Genomic DNA, 21583 nt, shown 5'->3' on the forward strand with positions numbered 1-21583 from the left:
GAGCCCGCACCGGCTCTTCACCCCAGACTGCAAAAAGGGTGCCAGCCGCAGGGCGGAAGAAGTTTGAAGTGGATCATCAAATCCTTGGTATTTATAGGACAATTTGTCCCAGAGTGCAGAACGAGTGGGACATAACAACACGTTCAATGGAAATACCCTTGGAAAACTGCAGTGGCAGATCACAGAATCCGGTCGGGTACGATACTTGCTAAGCATCTGGGCACGTTCTCCCTTTGAGGTTCGCCATGACGGCTGCAACACCCCATACCCGCTTTATCAAAACCAGTGCTGAGGCACCCTTAACCATTGCCGTGACCGCCGTGGACGAGACAGGCGCCGTGCTCGACAAGCAGATAGCCTGTGAACGCCCCTTAACCCTTTACCTCAATTGGCGCCCCATAGTCACCCTGATGACTCTCGGCGCCCGCCCCGAAGCGCTGGCCCTTGGGTACATGAAAAACCAGGGATTTATTAAAGACCTGGCGCAGCTGGAGTCGGTGATTGTGGATTGGGCGGTCAACTCGGCAGCCATCATCACCCGCGAGCAAACCGAAGACCTTGATAAAAAATTATCGGAAAAAACCGTTACCACCGGCTGTGGTCAGGGCACGGTTTACGGCGACCTGATGGCCGGGCTCGACGACATCAAACTGCCGGTGCCCAGTCTCAAACAAAGCACCCTGTACGGGCTGCTGCGTAACATCAACGACTACAACGACACCTACAAAAATGCCGGCGCCGTGCATGGCTGTGGCCTGTGTGAAGGTGAGCAGATACGCTCCTTTGTGGAGGACGTGGGCCGCCACAATGCGGTAGACACACTCGCGGGCGAAATGTGGCTCAAGGGCGAGGCAGGCAGCGACAAGATTTTCTATACCACAGGCCGCTTAACCTCGGAGATGGTTATCAAGGTGGCCAAAATGGGCATACCCGTGCTGCTGTCCCGCAGCGGCGTGACCCAAATGGGGCTGGAGCTGGCCCAACAACTCGGAATAACCCTCATTGCCCGAGCCAAAGGACGCCACTTTTTGGTGTATCACGGCGCAGAGACCATCGATTTTAATGCCACCCCAGGGAAGACAGGACAAGGATAATGACCGACGAAGTGCAGCTGGTTTACATGAGCGCCAAACAGGTGGCCGAATACTTGGACCTCAATGAGAAGAAGGTCTATGCCATGGCCAATGACCGTATCTTGCCCGCCACCAAGGTAACGGGCAAGTGGTTGTTTCCAAAGGTGCTTATTGACAGGTGGGTAATGGACTCCTGCCACAGTGGCATGCTCACCGACCGGCTTATTATCACCGGCAGCGATGACCCCTTGCTGTCGATGCTGGTTGCCAGGCTCATGGGCAAGGTGGGCAGTCGTGAACTGGTCAGCTACAGCGCCACTGGCTCACGCCTGGGACTGGAACTGCTAGCCAAAGGCTATGCCGATGTCTGCACCCTGCACTGGGGCAGTTTTGATGAACGCAAAATCCGTCATACCGGGCTGCTCAAGGGATACCAAAACCACCAGCAATGGATACTGGTACATGGCTATAAACGGGCTCAGGGGCTGATAGTGCGGCCTGATATGCACCACAGGGTGCAGGATCAGACAGAACTCTTTGCCCAGCCGCTGCGCTGGGTAAAACGCCAGAATGGCGCAGGCAGCCAGCAGCATCTGGAACATTGGTTGATGACGACGGGTATGGCGGTAACGGATCTGGATGTGCGTTTTACCGCCTTCAGTGAACGGGAGCTGGCAGGCTATATTGCACGGGAAGATGCCGATATCGGCTTTGGCTGCCAGGCGGTGGCCAAAGAAAGCGGCCTGGCCTTCGTGCCACTGCTGACCGAGTCGTTTGATTTTGTGATGTCGCAGGGCATTTATTTTCGCCGCCAACTGCAACAACTGCTGGGCATGCTTACCGCTCCCGACACCCGCCAGGTCGCGGCAATGTTGGGCGGCTACGACTTAAGCGGCGCCGGGCAACTGCTCTGGTCCCAGGGACAGTGATCAGGCGCCGGTTTCAAAGCGCCAGGCCAGTATCCGGGTGATCTTTTGCCCTTGCTGCATTTCTATCACCTTGACTTCGCTGGCACCACGCTGCGCCAAACGACGCTTGCAAGGGCGCAGGTTATCCCCTTTTGAAACCAGGGTAGTAAACCACAGGCACAGGCCCGGCTCACGGGCGCTTTCATCTATCAGGCGCATCAAAAAGCTGCGTTCACCACCATCGCACCACAGCTCGGCATCCTGACCACCAAAATTGAGCGTCTGCGGCTTGCCTTGCCCACTGACGTGGCGCTGACCACGACTCTTGGCTAAACCTTCGAGTTTACGGTTAGTACCCGAGGCCGCTTCGGCGGCACTGGCATGAAACGGCGGGTTACATACACAAGCGGCAAAGCGCTCATGACTCTGGGTCACCCCGGTGAGGATATGCCTGGCATTGCTTTGAAAGCGCAGACTAATGAGCTTCTCAAGCCCTGGATTGGCTTTCAGTATGGCCGCCACATTGGTGAGCGATGCCTTGGCGATGTCTGTGGCCACCACGGCCCGGCCGAAACGGCTCGCCGCCAGCAGTGCGTAAATACCGTTGGCTCCCGTGCCTATGTCAAGCAAGGGTAACCCCTCGGCTCCCGGCGTTTGCCTGAGCAGATCTTCAAGATGATGCAGGTAATCTACCCGTCCCGGGATTGGGGGGCACAAAAAGCCTTTGGGAATATCCCAGCGGCTGATGCCATAGTGGTGTTTCAGGAGGGCGCAGTTGAGCGCCTTCACCGCCTCATGGCGGGCAAAGTCGATGGACAGATTGCCATAGGCATTGGGGCGCACAAAGGGTTTCAGCGGAGGATGGCTTACCATCAGCGCCTGAAAATCATAGCCATCGCGATGGGCATTGGCTGGATGCAGCCCCTTGGATTGGGTCATTTTTGAGGTCATAGCAGAGAAAAACGGCGCCATCCGGCGCCGCCTTTAGCCTTCAATCGTACAGGTATCGGGTGAAAAGCAGGTTGACTATCAGAGCCTTGCCTGTTTCACCTTCAATGAGTCGGTTAACGGCGGCATAGCATTCACGGCGAATCTCTTCACGGCCGGTGAGTGACTTTATCTTCTCTTCCGGCTGATTGCCGAGGATTTCGATAATGGCGGCTCGAAGCAGCGGGTCGTGGCGCTCAATCTGAATGAGATCATCGGGATTTTTCACCATCAGCTCAACGCTGATGCGCACAAAACCCAGCTTTTTGCGATTGGAAATATAGTTGGTGACTATTTCCGGCTCAAAGCCGTAATAGGCATATTCTTCCAGTTTTTTTTCCTCTTCAGCCCAGGCGGGCATACCAAGAGAGATTACCAGTAATACCAGAGTGAGTAAGTACTTCATCAAAACCTGAACTCCTTGTGAACGGATATGCGTCCGGTCGCCAACTATCGACAGCCACATCAACATGATAGACTTGGGCCGTTGTACTTTTCTATTGTAGCGAGCAACCCATGAGTGTGACCAGTCTCAGTTTTCCTTACGGCGAATCCATCCGCTGGTTTGCCCCGGACGACCTTGAGGCCCTGCCCGCCACGCCCCTGACCGAATGGCTATTGGCCACCGGTAGTCTGACCGCCAAACTCAAGTCCCATTGCCACCATTTTGAAGTGAAAGTGCTGGGTGAAGCCCTGCTGCAAACCGCCCCGAACGAGAGCCAATTGCCCCAGGCCTGGGTGCGCGAAGTGTTGCTTATCCTCGATGGCACCCCCTGGGTATTTGCCCGCACCCTGGTGCCCGAGTCTTTACTGGCGCGCTGCGGCGATGAACTCACCGGCCTTGGCGACCGTCCATTGGGCGAACTGTTATTCTCCAGTGACCACTTTACTCCGGGGCGCATCGAAGTGGCCGGTTTCCAATCCTGCGGCACCCTGGCGAGCCTTGCGGCCAGCCTGGGACAAAATGTCCAAGGTCGATTATGGGGCCGTCGGCGCTACTTCGGCTGCGAAGGTGAAGAGCTGACCGTGAGCGAAATTTTCCTGCCTGCGGCGATGGACATCATCCTCAGCAACCAGTGATCACGGAGCGTGAAGATGGCCAATATCGTTTATATCGCAACCAGTCTCGATGGTTTTATCGCCGATAAACATGGCGGTCTGGATTGGCTGCACACCGTTCCTAATCCCGATGGGCTCGATTTTGGCTGGAGTGAATTTTTAGCAGGCATAGACGCCATAGTGATGGGGCGCACCACCTTCGAGACGGTGTGCAACTTCGATATGGACTGGCCCTACCCGGTGCCGGTATTCGTACTCAGTAACAGCCTGAGTGAGATCCCGCCAAGCCACGCAGACAAAGCGGAACTCGTCAGCGGCGACTTGGCTTCGCTGGTCGCCATGCTCAATGGACGTGGTTTTCAGCAGCTTTACATTGACGGCGGCAAAACCGTACAGAGCTTTATGGCGGCCAATCTGATTGATGAGCTTATCATCACCCGCCTGCCAATTGTGCTCGGCGGCGGCACGCCGCTGTTTGCCGAATTGGCATCGACCCAGACCTTTGAACATCTCAGTACCCAGGTGCTGCTGGATGCCATGGTGAAGAGCCACTACCGCCGTAAACGCGATTGAACCAAGCAGGACAAAATTGATGGCTGCGCCGCCAAACGCTTTAAAACGCAGCAAATCAGCCCGTAAAAAACGCCCCATAAAGGGGCGTTTTCGTTGTTAAGGCTTAACTTCAGCGGCGACGTGCAACGCCTGCAAAGCCCAGTGCCAGCAGTGCCAGCCAACCCAGGCTGCCTCCGCCTGAACCGCCGTCGGACGGGGTCACCGAAGGCGCGGTAACAGATACGCTGGCGCTGCGGGTAGCCGTTACGCCTTTGCCATCGGTTACTGTCAGGCTCACCGTGTAGCTGCCCGCCGCGGCATAGGTGTGGCTTGGAGACGCTTGATTGCTGCTTTGACCATCACCGAAATTCCAGGCGTAGCTCAAATTACCGTCACCGCCGCTGCTGCTGTTGGTGAAGCGGACCGTTAACTGACTGACGCTCTGACTGAAGCTCGCCGTTAAAGGCACAGTTACCGACAATTGCTGGGTGACAATCACGCCTTCACCAGTGCCATCGGTCACCGTCAGGCTGACCTCATAGGTTCCGGTATTGCCATAGGTATAGCTCGGATTGGCCTGTGTCGAACTGGCGCCATTGCCAAAGTCCCAGAAGTAGCTGTAGTTACCGTCGCCACCTGTGACAGTGCTGGTAAAGTTCGCAGTAGCACCGGAGAACGTCACGCCAACACTTGCTTTTATGGCTGTGGGCTCAGGCACGCTGCCGTCGTGTTTCTTCAGTCGCACAGTCGCAGTGCTGTTGTTGGTGGCCAGTTGGATGACTTCCATGGTCAGGCCAAGCTCTGGCAAAATCATGCCCGCCTGCGGCTTAAGCGGCGCACTGTAATCCAATGAGTCATCAAACAAACTCACCGGGCTTAAGTGCGTATCACCGACATAAGCTGTTTGCTGACGGATGCTGAAGGCCGCATCGCGAATTTGCACCTCTGTGCCACGGGTGCCAATCAGGTTTTGGTCGGCATCCACTACCCCAATCAGGCCATAGCCGGGGTGTTCTGTGGTGTTGTTATCGCTGTAATCGAAGTTTTCAAACCATACCAGCACACCGGGACTGTAACCATGGCTTGCCAACCCCTTGTCGATGCCATTTTGGCTGCGCAGCTGGACAAGGTAGCGGCGATCGTTCCCCGGACGGGTATCCGTGGTGCGAACAAAGCCCGCCAACATCATCTTGTCGCTGGTTTCGGCATCGTCGCTGTAGAGGGTCTCGCTGCCGGACGCAATGGACAGATTGTCGATGGCAATACCATACCCCCCCTCAAACTCATCGGTTTTGTACACTATGCTGATCTGCTTGCTCATGCCCTTGTAAGCGCTGAGATCGTATGTGAGTTCAACCCAGTGATTGGGGCCTTCGTTTCCCACAATATTTGCGGAATTACCGGTAATGACATGGCGCCCTGCGTCGTAATAACTGGTGGCCTTGGTGTGGTTGCCCGGAATAGGCGTACCATCCACCAGCACCTGCATGTAGTCGAAGTCGAACTCAATGTCCCAATGGGCGCGCATTTTCAACGTGAGTGAATCCACTAATGGCAAGGTCACGTTAAAGGACATGGCGTTGTTCAGCTTATGTCCCTGATGGGAGTAGTACTGATAGTCGCCGGCATAGGGCGCCTTGAACGGCAGCGGCTCACTGGGCACCTTAAGTGACAGCTGGTTAACGCCGTTGGCATTGACCCCTTCCACCAGATTAAAATCGGTACCGGCAGAATCGAGGCTATCGAGACTGATTTCCTGTTCGTTAACCCATTTGCCCTTGTACTCACGCTGCAGGAACGAGCGCGCATAAGGACTGAAGCCCACCGGCTCAGACCCGGCCACTGTGCCGGTCCAGCTTCCGCCGGACATCAGAGACCAGCTGCCCACAGGCGAGCCCTCACCGTCCGGGTCGTAGTCGTATTCATCCGGCAAACCAAGATCATGGCCAAATTCGTGAGTACACACCCCGGCAGCGGCATCTATCGGCTGCACCGTGTAACCATAGGCTCTCAGGTTGGTGCCCGCAATGGCCTTGCCGTATGCATTGGGGTCACTCTTGATGAAGAATCTGTGTGACCAGATAGCGTCGGCGCCGAGCACGCCACCACCGGCTTCTTCACCGATGCTGGAATGGAACAGCATGATGTGGTCGATGATACCGTCTGGTTCGTTGAGGTTGCCGTTACCGTTAATGTCGTATGGATCTTCCACGTCATAGCTGGCAAGCTCTGAAGCGCTCATTCCGACCACGGCCTTGGTTACGGCCTCCAACACCAATTCGGGCACGGCTTTGTCGTTATCTTCGTTGCTGGGATCGTTACCACCGTAGTAGGCGGCGTTGTTGTCGGCCCGCACCCAGTCACGGACTGTGCCGGTAAAGAAGAAGGTATTACCGGAAGCCTGCTGAAAATATTGAAACCCGGAAATCAGCGTCTGATTGGACGGCCCGGTAAAACCGGAAGCAGAAAACAGCAACTGGGAATAGTGAATCGCCGGATAGCTGGGGTAATACATGTCGGTATCACCCGGGGTCAGGCGGTTATCGTTGTAGGGCAGATCCGGAAAATCCACCAACACGCCGAGTACCTTTACAGTTTTGGTGACATCGGCGTCATCCACCTGCAAATATTGGCTGCGAAGCTTTTGGGCATAACGCGCCTTGCTGGCAAGACTTTGCTCCTGAGCTTTGATTTGCGCCATCGCAGGAGTGGACGACTTGGCCCGGGCCACAAAGGCGGCAACCGCGGCTGCTTTGGCTTCGTCGCTGGCGTCTTCGGCTATTTCACCACGCTTGATAAGCCAGTAAAGCACGCGCTCTTTATTGATGACGCCACTGTCGGCCGGTGAACCCACTGTGGGCGCTGCCAGCGCCTGACCACCGGCCAGCGCCAGCAGAATCCCCAAGGCACACAGCTTGGGTGTATTGAATCTTGTGACCATTGATGACCTTCCTTTCCGGCCGGGCTGCGACGACCTTTTACTTCGACCCCGAGACTTCAGGGAATGTTCCCATTGTAGTAGTTGCACCCGTGCATGTCTGGGTGCGGTACTTACGCTGGGCCACAACCAACAAAGCAACAGCTTGGGAACAGAACATTAACAGTCCCCCAGTCTTGTCTCAATGCTCGTGGGTCAATATCTGCGAGCCATTCAGGGAAGATTCAGCAAAATAGGCTTTTGGGTTTGCCTATCAGAAAGCGGTGCTTGAGAGCCCGCCTCAAGCAACCACTGTTGATGCGCCAACAGAATCACCGAAGCAGACCAACTGAAATTGGTGGCATGGAGTCCCTCACCCGTCAGCGGCTGATAGTTTTCCCGTATCGGCGCCTGGCCCAGTATCCCTTGGCCCTGGGTAAAGAGCCTGTTCGCCAGGGCTTTGGCCTTATCTTCAGCACCGTACTTTTCCAGCCCCACCAGCGCAAAATACAGCTGATCCAGCCATACGGGGCCGCGCCAGTATTTGGCCGGCGCAAAAGCGCCGTTATCGGCACTCACGGTGGGAAATGGGATCAGGGTGCCAAAAGTGTCGGCCGACAACTGGCGCCTTATCATCACATCGGCCTGTTGCTGAGTGGCGACACCGGCCCACAACGGGATCCAGCCTTCAACGCCCTTGCCTGTGCCGAGCAGCGGCTTGCCTGTCAGGCTATCCAGGTCGTAAAAGAAACCACTGGACTCATCCCACATTTGCTCCCGGATCTGTTTACCCAGAGCATCGGCGTCAGCGCGCCAGGCTTTGGCATCGTCAGCATCCCCAAGCGCATCGGCAAGCGTGGCCAGAAAACGTTTCTCTGCAAAGAGATAAGCATTAAGGTCCACACTCTCCTGGCTGAGGGAATACCCCAGCAACCGGCCATCGGCAGCGCGATTTTCGAGCACTTTAAGAGTGTCTCGCTCATCGAATCGCGGCGCATTGTCCATGCCCGACTCCCAGGCTGCGGCCTCAAGGATGGCCTTGGGATTGGCCTTGCCATCATGGAGATGAGCGGGATGGGCATTGGCACCGTATTCCGCCAGACCATTGCCATTATGATCCCTGTTGCGATACCACCACTGATGATAAGCCACCAGTTTGGGGTACATGTGCTTGATAAAATCCAGATCAGGCGCCTGATTGTGGATCTCCCACACGGCCCAGGCCGCGAGGGGAGGTTTGCCATTGCGCTCGTTCCAGTTGCCACCATCCCCGCCTCGCTCTGGCCCCATATTATAAAAAATGGCATCGGGAAGATTGCCGGCATCCTGAGGTCTGACAGGGTCATCGGCACTGAATTGATAGTCGAACATGGCCTCAACATTGGACTTTGCCAGTGCCGTATCGAATCTTGCCAGCGCCACCGCCTGCTTCCAGCTGTCCCAGGCCCAAACGCCATTGAACCACTTGTAGCTGATGGAAGGTGTGACTGCATCCCGCTTCAGGGCGCCAGCCGCCGAGCGCCAATTGTGGGCAAGGGTCATGACGGCTTTGGCCGCAGCCCTGTCCAGCGCTGGGTCACCGGATGGCTTAAGCAAGGCAAAGCGATGCTGCCAGCGAGCCCGGTTTGCTGTTAACGCAGGTGCGACGTCGGCCCACAGGAAATGACCGGCTGCGGCTTCCTGCTCTGTGTGAAAATAGCTGTGGGCAGTGCGGAAATTCTGACTTTCATTGGGGGCCAGATGCACTTCGGCTTTAACACGGTAGCCCTTATCGTCCTCCAGGCTGGCCTCTCGCCCGCCTTCAAAATCCAGTTGGTAGGAAGCCCCGTCAATAAGGCGGTTCCAGGTATCCCTTGCCGGCAGCAATGCCCAGCGAATCTGCGCCCCGGACTCGGTGGACTGCAACTGAGGCGCCTGGAGCAATGGCTGTGAATTGTGTGTATCAAAGGGAGTCCCATGCCACTCAAGCGTCAGGGTTTGTGGCAAATTCCCCGTGTTGATGACCCTGGTAGTGACGATAGCGGTGCGGCTGTTGAAGTATTCGAGGGACATTTCAAGCTCAGCCCCTTGCCAGCTCAAACGTTGAAACAGACCCCACGGCAGACTTTGCGTGTGCAGGCGGGCCTGCTGAGGCAACAAATGCGCGCCATCGCGGCTAACTGTCACAGCTTCAATGGCGGAAGCCAGATGCAGGCTGTATTCCTGTGCGATGATTAACGGGCCGGGAAAGCTGCCCCCATGGCGCTCGTCCGGCAGATGAAAACCATGCCAGGCCCCGCTGTCGGTGTAGACAGCCGGAATACTAAGATTGCCGCGAGTATCACGGGATTCGGCTGAGAGAGGCACACCTTGATAGGGCAAGAGATCCGCCCCGGGTAACCCCAGGGCGCAAAACAACAGGCAGGAATACATAGGCTTTATTTGTTTGGATACAATATCCAGATAATCGCATTCTCACCCATCACTGGCAAGGAAGGGTTTCAGCTAACCGCTTTATTGAGGTAATTGGCCACGCCATCGAGGAACATTTGCACCGAGATCATCACCAGCACCATGCCCATCAAACGCTCGACTGCGGTTAAGCCTTTCTCACCGAGTATGCGGGTGAAGCCTTTGTAAAACATCAAAATAAATGCACTTACGGCCCAGGCAGACACAAGAGCTATGGTCCAGTCCAGCATACGGCTGCTGTCTGTGTGTGCCAGCAGAATCAATGCCGCCAGAATCGAGGGGCCAGCCATCAGCGGAATTGCCATGGGCACGATAAAGGGCTCTTCACCTGCCGGCAGACCTGTTACGCCTCCCGGACTTGGGAAAATCATCTTGATCGCAATCAGGAACAGAATGATGCCCCCGGCGATACTCACAGACTCGGAACGCAGGTTAAGGAAATTGAGTATGGCTTCACCGGCGAAAAGAAACATCAGCATGATGATGAGCGCAAACAGCAGTTCACGGATCAGCACCTTACGACGTTTTTTGGGATCGATATGCCGCAAAATAGAGGCAAAAATCGGCAGATTGCCGAGGGGATCCATGATCAAGAACAACATGACTGCAGCAGAAAATATATCCATAGCAATTAGTTATCGAAAAATGCCAAAGTGGGGACCATTGTAATCGCTATTACAGCGACTGCGAAATGCAAGTTTACGAATGATTAGCCTTGTCTGACATGTCTGCTGACGGGCTCCATCAGATCCATAAAGCTGCTACCGAACAGCTCAATTGCACAGGGCTTGCCGAACAAATAGCCCTGGAAATAGCTGCAATCATGGGCCAATAAGAAATTTAATTGCTCTTCGGTTTCAACCCCTTCAGCCAGCACACCCAGGCCCAGCTTTTTAGCCAGTGTAATAATAATCTCGGTAATTACTGCATCATGTTGATTTGAAGCTATTTCTCTGACAAAGGACTGGTCAATTTTGAGCTCAGATAAGGGGAAGCGTTTAAGGTAACTGAGAGAGGAATAGCCTGTACCAAAATCATCTACTGAAAAGCGAACCCCTCGCACTCGCAGAGCATTCATCTTGAAGATGATTTCCTCAACATTCTCAGCCATCAAACTTTCGGTTAATTCCAGCATGATGCGCGCAGGGTTGGCGCCGCAGTCATCAATTATTGCCAATACCCGTTCAACAAAATTGTGGGCTCGAACCTGATTCACACTGACGTTAACCGACAGCGAGATTTGTTTCAGGCTCGGATGACTCTCCCATTCAACCAAGGTCTCACAAGTCCTGCGCAATACCCATTCCCCAATAGGTATGATCAGGTCGGTTTGCTCAGCCAAAGGGATAAACTGGTTAGGCATAACCAGGCCTCGTACCGGGTGCTGCCAGCGGATCAACACTTCGCCACCACAGAGCCTGCCACTTGCGTCCACCTGGGGTTGGCAGAAAAGTCTGAACTCGTTATCCAACACTCCGTTACGTAAATCATTTTCCAGCGCAACCCGCTCCTCAACCGCAGCCTGCATCGCCGGATCGAAGAAACGCAACGCATTCTTGCCTGCTTCCTTTGCCTGATACATGGCCACATCCGCCTGTTTGAGGAGCTCTTCCAAGCCAGGACGGCCCTCGGCGAACAAGGCTATCCCAATGCTGGGTGAGGTTCGTACCTGCTTGCCCGCCAACATAAAAGGGTCGTTCAATAAGCCCCGGACCTTTTGGCCAACCGATTTGGCTTTAAGCGCTGCTCCCCGCTCATCAATGGCCAGATTTTCCATAACAATCACAAACTCATCGCCACCCAATCGGGCGACCAGGTCACAGCTTCGAACCGCTTGAAGCAGACGCTCAGCCACCATTTTCAATAACTCATCGCCGACATCATGACCCATGGTGTCGTTGAGAATTTTGAAGTTATCAAGATCGATAATAAAGAGCGCACCAATCTGCTTACTGCGCTCACAGAGTGCGATTGCAGCCTTGAGACGCTCCATTAACAAGGTTCGGTTGGCCAGACCGGTCAACACATCGTAATAGGCCAATTGATAAATTTGCGCTTCAGATGCTTTGCGCTCGGTTAAATCCATATTGGTGCCAGACATGCGCAGCGGTGTGCCATCGGCGCCCCGGAGAATGACGCCCCGGCAAAGCACGGGTAAGTAATTGCCCGACTTGGTCTGCAATCTGAATTCGGTCTCAAAGGCAGATGGGCCGGTGCTATCAATTAACCCATTCATTTTATCTATTACTTTTTGATAATCGTCCGGGTGCAGCAGCTTAATCAACAAGTCCTCAGTGGGTTCAAGCTCGTCGGGTTCTCTACCGAGCATCTGCCACCACCTGGGAGAGTAGTAAACGCTGTGTTGACGAAGATCCCAATCCCATGCCGCGTCATTGGCACCCTGCAGCATCAGATTCAAGCGCTCTTCGGAGGCTATCAGGGCCTCTTCGGCATGCTTAAGCGCTGAGATATCGGTAAAACACGTAATGACCTGCAACACTTCGCCGTCCTTGCCGATACTCGGAAAGGCGTTACACAATACCCAGGCAATATCCTTAGCAACAGGCCTGTGCACCTTCAGAATCATTCCCCATACCCCTTCCTTGCACTTAAGCACCCGGTTTACCGGGTAATCAGCAAGGCTCAATGGGGTCCCATCGGGAAAGTCGAACCGCCATGCGGGGTCAATAGCAACCTTCCCCAGCATCTGCGCAGTGCTCAGGCCAAGGATTTCAGCTGCCTTGTTATTGGCGAACAGAATTTCTGACTGAGGACCATGGACGACAATCCCCACTGGAACATACTCAATCAGGTCACTAAAAAGATTGTTATTTATCATTACGTTGCTAACGCATTACGGCGGGTTGTCTGCTCAATCTTCCCAACTACCCGTCAGTGCCGACGAGTGTATGAACTGCAAATGCAAAACCCTTCCCCAGTGCATCAGAATCCTTAAGGCAGACATTTATCAAGAGTATAGGTTCGGATAATCCAAAGCCGCTGAGAATCTTCAGTTTAATTTTTATTCACCAATATAATTGGCCCGGTCCCTTCATAAATCCATTCAGATCGGTCAAGCGAGCGGCTATTGACTTGGCAGCCATCCCAGAAGAGGGGCGCGGCGCGGCGAAAGTGACGCTACCCAATGGTAAATAACGAAATGGTCGCTGCTCATTTAGCTGGCAACTGGTATACTACAGCGTTTTTCACACCGCACCGGAAATCCATGTTCTATCTGCTTGCCAGCTGCATCGCCCTTCTACTGGGCCCTCTGTGTTATCGCCTGATTGCCAACGGCAATGGGCTGCAGAAGGGGCTGGACGGCTTTATCTTTGTTTCCCTCGGTGGGCTGGTGCTCATCCACATTCTGCCCGAGCTGCTTGCGCACGGTGGGGTGTTGTCTCTGCTGTTTGTGGTGCTGGGTCTGTGGGGCCCAACAGCCAGTGAAAAATTATTTCATCGCTATTCAGAACTGACCCATAACCTGACGCTGATGTTGGGCATCGGTGGCCTGATGCTGCATACCATCACAGATGGCGGCGCCATGGTTCTGGCAAGTCAGGGCAATGGCACAGCCCTGCTGGCGCTGGGCGTGGTATTACACCGCTTACCGGTGGGACTGGCCATCTGGTGGCTGCTCAAGCCGCAGATAGGCGCCCGTTGGACCCTGATAATACTGTTTTCCATGATGCTGCTGACCGCATTGGGATACTTTGGCGGCGCCCATATCATCGAGCAACTGAGCCTCGAAAATACCGTTTATCTGCAAGCCTTTGTCACCGGCTCTATCCTGCACGTGGTATTGCATCAACCCCATGGCCAGTCTTCAAGCGATGACAATCGCCACGAGTACCAGGCTGGTATTGGCAGTCTGCTGGGTATGGCACTGCTTTTTGTGCTGTTGGCCGTGGCAGACGGTGGCCATGACCACGAACATCATAGCAGCGAGCAACTGCTGCACTGGTTAATGCAGCTTTCCCCGGCGCTCTTACTGGCCTACGCCGTTGCCGCGTTCAGATTTGGCTTGGGCATAACGCCGGGCACATCCAATACCGCCCTGGCTTGGCTGCAGCGCCTTGCCGGGCCGGAAGCGCTTGTGGTCACCGCCTGGATGCTTGGTCCTGTGTATGCGCTGGCGCAGGCGGTGGGACTGTTGCTGCTGGGTACCCTCTTCAGCACAGCTGAGGTCAAGCCCGTCGATCCCCACGGTAAGACCCCTTCTAACGCTTTCACATTTGGGTTCAGCCACCTGGTCGACCGCAGTGCACCCTGGGTGCTGCTCAGTCTGGTACTTGCCAATCTTATCGGTCACCCTTCGGTTCCCCTGAGCAATCCCTGGCTGCAAGTGGCCGTTCTTGTGGTGGTGCTGCTGCCCATGCGCTTTTGCAATCTGGGCGGTGCTGTGCTTGCCATGTCGCTGGCATACAGCGGCTGGTCAGCACCCGCTGTGTTACTGGCCTTGCTCGCGGCGCCCTGGTTAAGTCTGAGACAGCTTTCAGTCATGTCACTGCCTGTTAAAACTGGCGCCCTGGCACTGCTTGGCATCCTCATGGTGGTGAGTGCACAACTTGCCCCGGAAGCGTCCTCCCTGCTGCACCTGCCACACGATGTGGAATGGGTTGCGCTGGCGCTGCTGGCTCTGCTTTTTGCTGCCAGCCTGATGCGCCTTGGACCGCGTAAATTTCTGCGCCGCTTGTGGCATGGACGCGAGACCCAAGCCCATCACCACCCACATGGGCATCACCACCACTGACGTTGAAAAGACTGTTCAAAGTGGCCATTGCTGGTTAGGCTGACTGAATCATCGACTGACCATCATTGTCTATGTGCATTCTTTTTATGGCCCTTGGGGTAAACCCCGATTACCCGCTGATCCTCTGTGCCAATCGGGATGAGTTTCATCACAGACCCACGGCACCGGCACACTTTTGGGCTCCCGATAATCACATTCTGGCCGGTCAGGACCTGTTGGCCGGCGGTACCTGGCTTGGCACCCACAGATTGGGGCGGGTAGCGGCCCTGACCAATATTCGCAGTCCTCAGCACCACAGTGACAACCGCGCAAGCCGGGGGGAACTCATTCCCAGATACCTGCAAGACCCTGACAATTTCGCTCCCTGGCTGATGACCCACGCGGCCAATTACAACCCTTTCAATCTGGTGTTTGGTGAAGATCAGCGTTTCTTTTGTTTCAACAGCCTGAAGCAGGAACTGACCGAGCTGGCTCCCGGCTGCCACGCCATCAGCAATGGTGCCATGGACGATATCTGGCCCAAGATGGCCAGTGGGCAGCAGGCGCTGGAGGCTTTGGTCAACCAACCAGGGAAACCGGATGAAGCATTATTGCTTGAAATGATGAGGGACGAGTCCAAACCCGACGACAGCAATTTGCCACAAACCGGGGTCAGCCTCGAATGGGAGCGACGCCTCTCATCCATATACATACGTCATGAGGAATACGGCACCCGCTCAACAAGTCTATTACTCGTTAATAAGGCAGGGCAGCAGGAATTCACCGAGGTGAGGTACGATGGCAAGGGGCGAATACTGGGGACAGATCGTTTTACCGTAGGCAGCGACCGCTGATTAACGCTAAAATCTTTGAAAACCAACAACAAGAATTCACATCATGTTTAATGCTTTTTGCCGCTTACTGATGAAACTCACCGGCTGGCGCTTCGAGGGCGAATTACCCGCCCTGCCAAGCTACATCATGACAGTAGCCCCACACACCAGTAACTGGGACTTTATCGTTGGCGTCATGGCCCGCGGCGCCCTGGGCGAACGCATTCACTTTTTGGGTAAGCACCAACTGTTTATTCCCCCCTGGGGATGGTTTTTCCGCGCCATTGGCGGCAGTCCGGTTGACAGACGCAAGAACAACAACCTGGTGGATGCAGTAAGCAGCCTATTTGAAGACGATAAGGAGTTCAAACTGGCGCTGGCACCTGAGGGTACCCGCAGCAACGTGAATCGTTGGAAGACGGGGTTTTACCATATTGCAGTAAAGGCCCAAGTACCTATCGTGACAGTTGGGCTGGATTTTGCCCAGCGTAAAGTGGTCATCGCGCCACCAAGAGCCACCACAGGCGACATGCAGGCCGATATGAACGCCATCATCGCATTTTATCGCAGGATCAAAGGTCGGTTTCCCAAGCAGATCCCGGATTATGTGCCCTCGGAAAAAGACCAGGGCGCTAAATAGCCTTTGCCTGCGACGGCCGAACTGGCTATAGTTCGGCCAATCTTATTTTTGTATACAATCCCATGAGTCTGGATACCTTCCTTCTTTACCTCGCCGCCATTTTGCTGATTGCCATCTCTCCCGGCCCCATGGCCATGCTGTCCATGTCCCACGGTATGCACTTTGGTAAAAGACGCGCGTTATCAACGGCCCTTGGTAGTGTACTCGCCGCCCTCTGCTTAATGCTGGCGTCAGCAGCAGGCCTCGGTGCCCTGCTGGCCGCAACCGAATATGGTTTTGTACTGCTCAAGTGGTGTGGAGCCGCCTACCTGTTGTATCTGGGGATCCGTCTGCTGCTGACCAAGCCTCAACCAAGTGAATTCAAACTTGAGTCCCCAAAAGGTAAAGGACGGGGCAGGGATTTGTTTCGGCAGGCGTTTCTGGTTGGGATCAGTAATCCCAAAGACTTGCTGTTTTTCGCGGCGTTGTTTCCTCAGTTTATCGATGTAAGTGCCCCTCAGGGGCCTCAGCTGGCGATACTGGCGGGCAGTTGGGCCATAGTGGACTTCAGTTTTGTGATGATTTACGCCAGTCTAGCCAGCTTGCTGGCACCCAAGCTCAGTGCCAGCAATCGTCTGCATTGGTTCGACAGAACCAGTGGCGGCGTCTTTGTCAGCCTCGCCGCCCTGCTGGCTATCAAGAATTAACCGGCCGCAAACTGCGAATATCTTCCCCGGTGGGGTTTTGGAATGCCGTCAAACCAAACTCCGGCAGAATCGCAAAGATGTGGTCAAAAATGTCAGCCTGGATGCCTTCGTACACCACCCAGCGGGTGTCGTTGGTGAAGATATAAAGCTCCAGTGGCAAACCTTCGGTGGTGGGCGCTAATTGACGCACCATCAAGGTCATCTCTTTATGCACCTTGTCATGGTGACGCAGGTATTCCGTTAAATAGGCCCGGAAGGTGCCCACATTGGTCAGGCGCCTGCCATTTACAGGTACATCAATATCGGCAATGCCCGCATTGGCTTCTGTGACCTCAATTATCTTACGGGGGAGGTAATCTTTCAGATAATTGATGCGCGACAGTCGCACCCTGTCTTCCTCAGTCAGAAAACGTATGCTGTTGATATCGATATTCAGCGCCCGCTTGATACGACGACCGCCAGACTCAGACATACCACGCCAGTTACGGAAAGCATCGGATACCAGGGCATAGGCCGGAATCATGGTCAGGGTATTGTCCCAGTTACGTACCTTCACCGTGGTGAGTGATACTTCTTCCACGGCACCATCGGCGCCGTACTTATCCATCTGGATCCAGTCACCCTTGCTCACCATACGGTTGGCGGCAAGCTGTATACCCGCCACAAAGCCCAGAATAGTGTCCTTGAACACCAACATCACCAAACCAGTCGCCACACCCAAACCGGAAAGGAAGATGACCGGAGACTGATCGGCAAGCACCGAGATACCGATAATCACCCCAACAAAGAACAGGAACAGCTTTATCAACTGCACCACACTTTTTACCGGTAAACGGCGGCTGACATCGCGGATTTCAGCGATTTCATTCACAGCGTCCAGTGCCGAATAAATAGCCCTGATGAGCAGTATTACCAAGGCCACATTGATAAGCCGGTCTGCCAGATTCGCTAACAGTTTGTGCTCAGCCAGCACTATGGGCAGCAATAAATCCAACACCATGGCAGGTACCAGCATGGACAGCTTTTCCAGTACCTTGTACTTCATAAACACATCGTCCCAGGTCACACTGGAACGCTGGATGACCAGGTTCATGGCCTTCACTACACCGCGGCGAACTATCAGATAAGCAATCGCAGCAATGACGAAAGAAACACCCAACATGGCAATCATCGAGATGCCCTGCGAGTCTTCTGGCCGCAGTCCCATCGAAGTAAGCCAATTCACCAGTTCGTTTCTGTATTCCTGATCCACTGTCATATCCCGGCAAATATTCAATAAAACCCGAGTGTAACATTCAAACCGCACACGACGGATGACAGAACACAAAATCAGGCAAACAGAGGTGTCGAAGGATTGGAAGGGCGCTATATGGGGAAAATGAAAAGGCACCATTATTTAGAAAGGCGACATAACGAAAAAAGCCCCTGCACTCATATTTACAAGAGCATGCAGAAGCTTTCATCTTTATGTTGGCGGAGCGGACGGGACTCGAACCCGCGACCCCCGGCGTGACAGGCCGGCTTTCTCTGATAAAGAAGCTAACCAACTGAACTATCGCGCTACTGCAATTTGTTTTCAGATAGAAAAAAGCCTCTGCATTGCTGCAGAGGCTTTCGTCTTAAGTTGGCGGAGCGGACGGGACTCGAACCCGCGACCCCCGGCGTGACAGGCCGGTATTCTAACCAACTGAACTACCGCTCCTTTGGGCTAGGCCCAAATTAGGCGCTTGGCAATGACCTACTCTCACATGGGGAGACCCCACACTACCATCGGCGCGATTGCGTTTCACTTCTGAGTTCGGAATGGGATCAGGTGGTTCCACAATGCTATTGTCACCAAGCAAATTCGTTATGCCCTCGCTTCTCAGCAAGAACATGCAATTTAGAAAGCTGATGCGCTTATTGAGCTTGAGTTATCACTTCAATCAAGTCTGGTTTCTTCAAGACTATCTACTTTAACCATCAGTCAAAACCCATCTGGGTTGTATGGTTAAGCCGCACGAGTCATTAGTACAGGTTAGCTCAACGCCTCACAACGCTTACACACCCTGCCTATCAACGTCCTGGTCTCGGACGGCTCTTCAGTGGACTCAAGGTCCAAGGGAAGACTCATCTTGGGGCTCGCTTCCCGCTTAGATGCTTTCAGCGGTTATCGATTCCGAACGTAGCTACCGGGCAATGCCATTGGCATGACAACCCGAACACCAGCGGTTCGTTCACTCCGGTCCTCTCGTACTAGGAGCAACCCCCCTCAATCTTCCAACGCCCACGGCAGATAGGGACCGAACTGTCTCACGACGTTCTGAACCCAGCTCGCGTACCACTTTAAATGGCGAACAGCCATACCCTTGGGACCGACTTCAGCCCCAGGATGTGATGAGCCGACATCGAGGTGCCAAACACCGCCGTCGATATGAACTCTTGGGCGGTATCAGCCTGTTATCCCCGGAGTACCTTTTATCCGTTGAGCGATGGCCCTTCCATGCAGAACCACCGGATCACTATGACCTACTTTCGTACCTGCTCGACGTGTCTGTCTCGCAGTTAAGCTGGCTTGTGCCATTACACTAACCACACGATGTCCGACCGTGTTTAGCCAACCTTCGTGCTCCTCCGTTACTCTTTGGGAGGAGACCGCCCCAGTCAAACTACCCACCAGGCACTGTCCCTAGTCCGGATTCACGGACCGAGGTTAGAACATCAACACTACAAGGGTGGTATTTCAAGGTCGACTCCACGAGAACTGGCGTTCCCGCTTCAAAGTCTCCCACCTATCCTACACATGTAGGGTCAATGTTCAGTGCCAAGCTATAGTAAAGGTTCACGGGGTCTTTCCGTCTAGCCGCGGGTATACGGCATCTTCACCGCAATTTCAACTTCACTGAGTCTCGGCTGGAGACAGCGTGGCCATCATTACGCCATTCGTGCAGGTCGGAACTTACCCGACAAGGAATTTCGCTACCTTAGGACCGTTATAGTTACGGCCGCCGTTTACCGGGGCTTCGATCATGAGCTTCTCTTGCGATAACCCAATCAATTAACCTTCCGGCACCGGGCAGGCGTCACACCGTATACTTCCTCTTGCGAGTTTGCACAGTGCTGTGTTTTTGATAAACAGTTGCAGCCACCTGGTATCTGCGACTGCCGTCAGCTCAGGGAGCAAGTCCCGTCACCAACAGCAGCGTACCTTCTCCCGAAGTTACGGTACCATTTTGCCTAGTTCCTTCAGCCGAGTTCTCTCAAGCGCCTTGGTATTCTCTACCCGACCACCTGTGTCGGTTTGGGGTACGATTCCTGCTAACCTGAAGCTTAGAAGATTTTCCTGGAAGCATGGCATCAACCACTTCAGTGCCGTAGCACCTCGTCATCAGCTCTCGGTATATGTGTGCCCGGATTTGCCTAAGCACACTACCTACCACCTTAAACACGGACAACCAACGCCGTGCTGGCCTAGCCTTCTCCGTCTCTCCATCGCAGTTAGCAGAAGTACGGGAATATTAACCCGTTTCCCATCGACTACGCCTTTCGGCCTCGCCTTAGGGGTCGACTCACCCTGCCCCGATTAACGTTGGACAGGAACCCTTGGTCTTTCGGCGAGGGGGTTTTTCACCCCCTTTATCGTTACTCATGTCAGCATTCGCACTTCTGATACCTCCAGTGTGGGTTACCCCTTCACCTTCAACGGCTTACAGAACGCTCCTCTACCGCGTACACGTTATCGTGCACACCCGTAGCTTCGGTGAATTGCTTAGCCCCGTTACATCTTCCGCGCAGGCCGACTCGACTAGTGAGCTATTACGCTTTCTTTAAATGATGGCTGCTTCTAAGCCAACATCCTAGCTGTCTAAGCCTTCCCACATCGTTTCCCACTTAGCAATTACTTTGGGACCTTAGCTGACGGTCTGGGTTGTTTCCCTTTTGACGACGGACGTTAGCACCCGCCGTCTGTCTCCCGGATAGCACTCTTTGGTATTCGGAGTTTGCAAAGGGTTGGTAAGTCGGGATGACCCCCTAGCCTTAACAGTGCTCTACCCCCAAAGGTGTTCGTCCGAGGCGCTACCTAAATAGCTTTCGAGGAGAACCAGATATCTCCCGGTTTGATTGGCCTTTCACCCCCAGCCACAAGTCATCCGCTAATTTTTCAACATTAGTCGGTTCGGTCCTCCAGTTGATGTTACTCAACCTTCAACCTGCCCATGGCTAGATCACCGGGTTTCGGGTCTACGCCTTGCAACTAAACGCGCAGTTAACACTCGGTTTCCCTACGGCTCCGCTATTCGCTTAACCTCGCTACAAAACGTAAGTCGCTGACCCATTATACAAAAGGTACGCAGTCACGGTCTCAAGAACCGCTCCCACTGCTTGTACGTATACGGTTTCAGGTTCTATTTCACTCCCCTCACAGGGGTTCTTTTCGCCTTTCCCTCACGGTACTGGTTCACTATCGGTCAGTCAGGAGTATTTAGCCTTGGAGGATGGTCCCCCCATATTCAGACAACATATCACGTGTGCCGCCTTACTCGATTTCATCTTTGGTTAGTTGTCGTGTACGGGACTATCACCCTGTACCGTTGGACTTTCCAGACCATTCCACTAACACCCCGAAGACTTAAGGGCTAATCCCCGTTCGCTCGCCGCTACTGAGGGAATCTCGGTTGATTTCTTTTCCTGAGGGTACTTAGATGTTTCAGTTCCCCTCGTTCGCCTCACTACACTATGTATTCATGTAGTGATGACAGCTTATG

At 54.1% G+C, this 21583-nt stretch carries 15 protein-coding genes, 2 tRNA genes and 2 rRNA genes (1 of these 19 running past the window's edge); 8 read left to right on the forward strand and 11 right to left on the reverse strand.

The genetic code is table 11. The features are described from left to right. Window positions 1–245: 245 nt before the first annotated feature. Window positions 246–1094, forward strand: coding sequence for a formate dehydrogenase accessory sulfurtransferase FdhD (locus JQC75_RS18600; RefSeq protein WP_203325494.1), 849 nt, complete (start codon window positions 246–248; stop codon window positions 1092–1094). Next, window positions 1094–2002 carry a helix-turn-helix transcriptional regulator gene (locus JQC75_RS18605; protein WP_203325495.1) on the forward strand — a complete coding sequence of 303 codons (909 nt, stop codon included), beginning with the start codon at window positions 1094–1096 and terminating at the stop codon, window positions 2000–2002. The genes JQC75_RS18600 and JQC75_RS18605 overlap by 1 nt, the downstream gene beginning before the upstream one ends. Here the strand turns inward: JQC75_RS18605 and rlmF are convergent, their stop codons facing one another. Further along, window positions 2003–2953 (reverse strand): 23S rRNA (adenine(1618)-N(6))-methyltransferase RlmF, encoded by a 951-nt coding sequence (gene rlmF / locus JQC75_RS18610; protein WP_203325496.1) that lies wholly within the window; start codon window positions 2951–2953, stop codon window positions 2003–2005. It lies immediately after the preceding gene. Between the two features lie 19 nt (window positions 2954–2972). After that, the gene (locus JQC75_RS18615) at window positions 2973–3329 is read right to left on the reverse strand and encodes a flagellar basal body-associated protein FliL (protein WP_380797052.1); all 357 of its coding nucleotides are present in this window, start codon (window positions 3327–3329) and stop codon (window positions 2973–2975) included. Window positions 3330–3484: 155 nt separating this feature from the next. On the opposite strand from JQC75_RS18615, the gene JQC75_RS18620 reads away from it, so the two are divergent. Next, a complete protein-coding gene (locus JQC75_RS18620) occupies window positions 3485–4048 on the forward strand; it encodes a chorismate--pyruvate lyase family protein (protein ID WP_203325498.1) in 564 nt (187 codons plus the stop codon). Between the two features lie 15 nt (window positions 4049–4063). Then, the gene (locus JQC75_RS18625; protein ID WP_203325499.1) at window positions 4064–4600 is read left to right on the forward strand and encodes a dihydrofolate reductase family protein; all 537 of its coding nucleotides are present in this window, start codon (window positions 4064–4066) and stop codon (window positions 4598–4600) included. A 109-nt stretch (window positions 4601–4709) separates the two neighbouring features. Here the strand turns inward: JQC75_RS18625 and JQC75_RS18630 are convergent, their stop codons facing one another. From JQC75_RS18630 to JQC75_RS18645, 4 genes are all read right to left on the reverse strand, one after another. Beyond that, entirely contained in the window at window positions 4710–7520 is a 2811-nt protein-coding gene (locus tag JQC75_RS18630) for an immune inhibitor A domain-containing protein (RefSeq protein WP_203325500.1), read from the reverse strand. Between the two features lie 210 nt (window positions 7521–7730). Beyond that, on the reverse strand, window positions 7731–9908 hold the full coding sequence (locus JQC75_RS18635) for an MGH1-like glycoside hydrolase domain-containing protein (RefSeq protein WP_203325501.1): 2178 nt from the start codon (window positions 9906–9908) through the stop codon (window positions 7731–7733). A gap of 68 nt (window positions 9909–9976) precedes the next feature. Next, complete coding sequence (locus JQC75_RS18640) at window positions 9977–10573, reverse strand: YhgN family NAAT transporter (RefSeq protein WP_203325502.1); 597 nt, start codon at window positions 10571–10573, stop codon at window positions 9977–9979. 83 nt (window positions 10574–10656) lie between these two features. After that, window positions 10657–12786, reverse strand: a complete 2130-nt coding sequence (locus JQC75_RS18645; protein ID WP_203325503.1) for a sensor domain-containing protein — start codon at window positions 12784–12786, stop codon at window positions 10657–10659. Between the two features lie 387 nt (window positions 12787–13173). Between JQC75_RS18645 and JQC75_RS18650 the strand changes: the two genes are divergently transcribed. The 4 genes from JQC75_RS18650 to JQC75_RS18665 all read left to right on the forward strand — a co-directional run bounded on the left by JQC75_RS18650 (window position 13174) and on the right by JQC75_RS18665 (window position 16838). Beyond that, entirely contained in the window at window positions 13174–14700 is a 1527-nt protein-coding gene (locus tag JQC75_RS18650) for a ZIP family metal transporter (RefSeq protein ID WP_203325504.1), read from the forward strand. Between the two features lie 71 nt (window positions 14701–14771). Then, a complete protein-coding gene (locus JQC75_RS18655; protein WP_203325505.1) occupies window positions 14772–15533 on the forward strand; it encodes an NRDE family protein in 762 nt (253 codons plus the stop codon). Window positions 15534–15576: 43 nt separating this feature from the next. Beyond that, window positions 15577–16152, forward strand: a complete 576-nt coding sequence (locus tag JQC75_RS18660) for a lysophospholipid acyltransferase family protein (protein ID WP_203325506.1) — start codon at window positions 15577–15579, stop codon at window positions 16150–16152. 62 nt (window positions 16153–16214) lie between these two features. Continuing rightward, complete coding sequence (locus JQC75_RS18665) at window positions 16215–16838, forward strand: LysE family translocator (protein ID WP_203325507.1); 624 nt, start codon at window positions 16215–16217, stop codon at window positions 16836–16838. On the opposite strand, the gene JQC75_RS18670 is transcribed toward JQC75_RS18665, so the two are convergent. From JQC75_RS18670 to JQC75_RS18690, 5 genes are all read right to left on the reverse strand, one after another. Then, window positions 16828–18090, reverse strand: a complete 1263-nt coding sequence (locus tag JQC75_RS18670) for a mechanosensitive ion channel family protein (protein ID WP_203325508.1) — start codon at window positions 18088–18090, stop codon at window positions 16828–16830. The two genes, JQC75_RS18665 and JQC75_RS18670, sit on opposite strands and share 11 nt — an antisense overlap. Before the next feature lie 219 nt (window positions 18091–18309). Then, window positions 18310–18402: transfer RNA gene (locus JQC75_RS18675), tRNA-Asp, on the reverse strand. A 61-nt stretch (window positions 18403–18463) separates the two neighbouring features. Next, window positions 18464–18540 (reverse strand) — tRNA-Asp (locus JQC75_RS18680). A 23-nt stretch (window positions 18541–18563) separates the two neighbouring features. Further along, window positions 18564–18679, reverse strand: a 5S ribosomal RNA gene (gene rrf, locus JQC75_RS18685). A 145-nt stretch (window positions 18680–18824) separates the two neighbouring features. Then, window positions 18825–21583, reverse strand: a 23S ribosomal RNA gene (locus tag JQC75_RS18690) (it continues 135 nt past the right edge of the window).

It is taken from the genome of Shewanella litorisediminis (assembly GCF_016834455.1).
Lineage (GTDB): Bacteria > Pseudomonadota > Gammaproteobacteria > Enterobacterales > Shewanellaceae > Shewanella > Shewanella litorisediminis.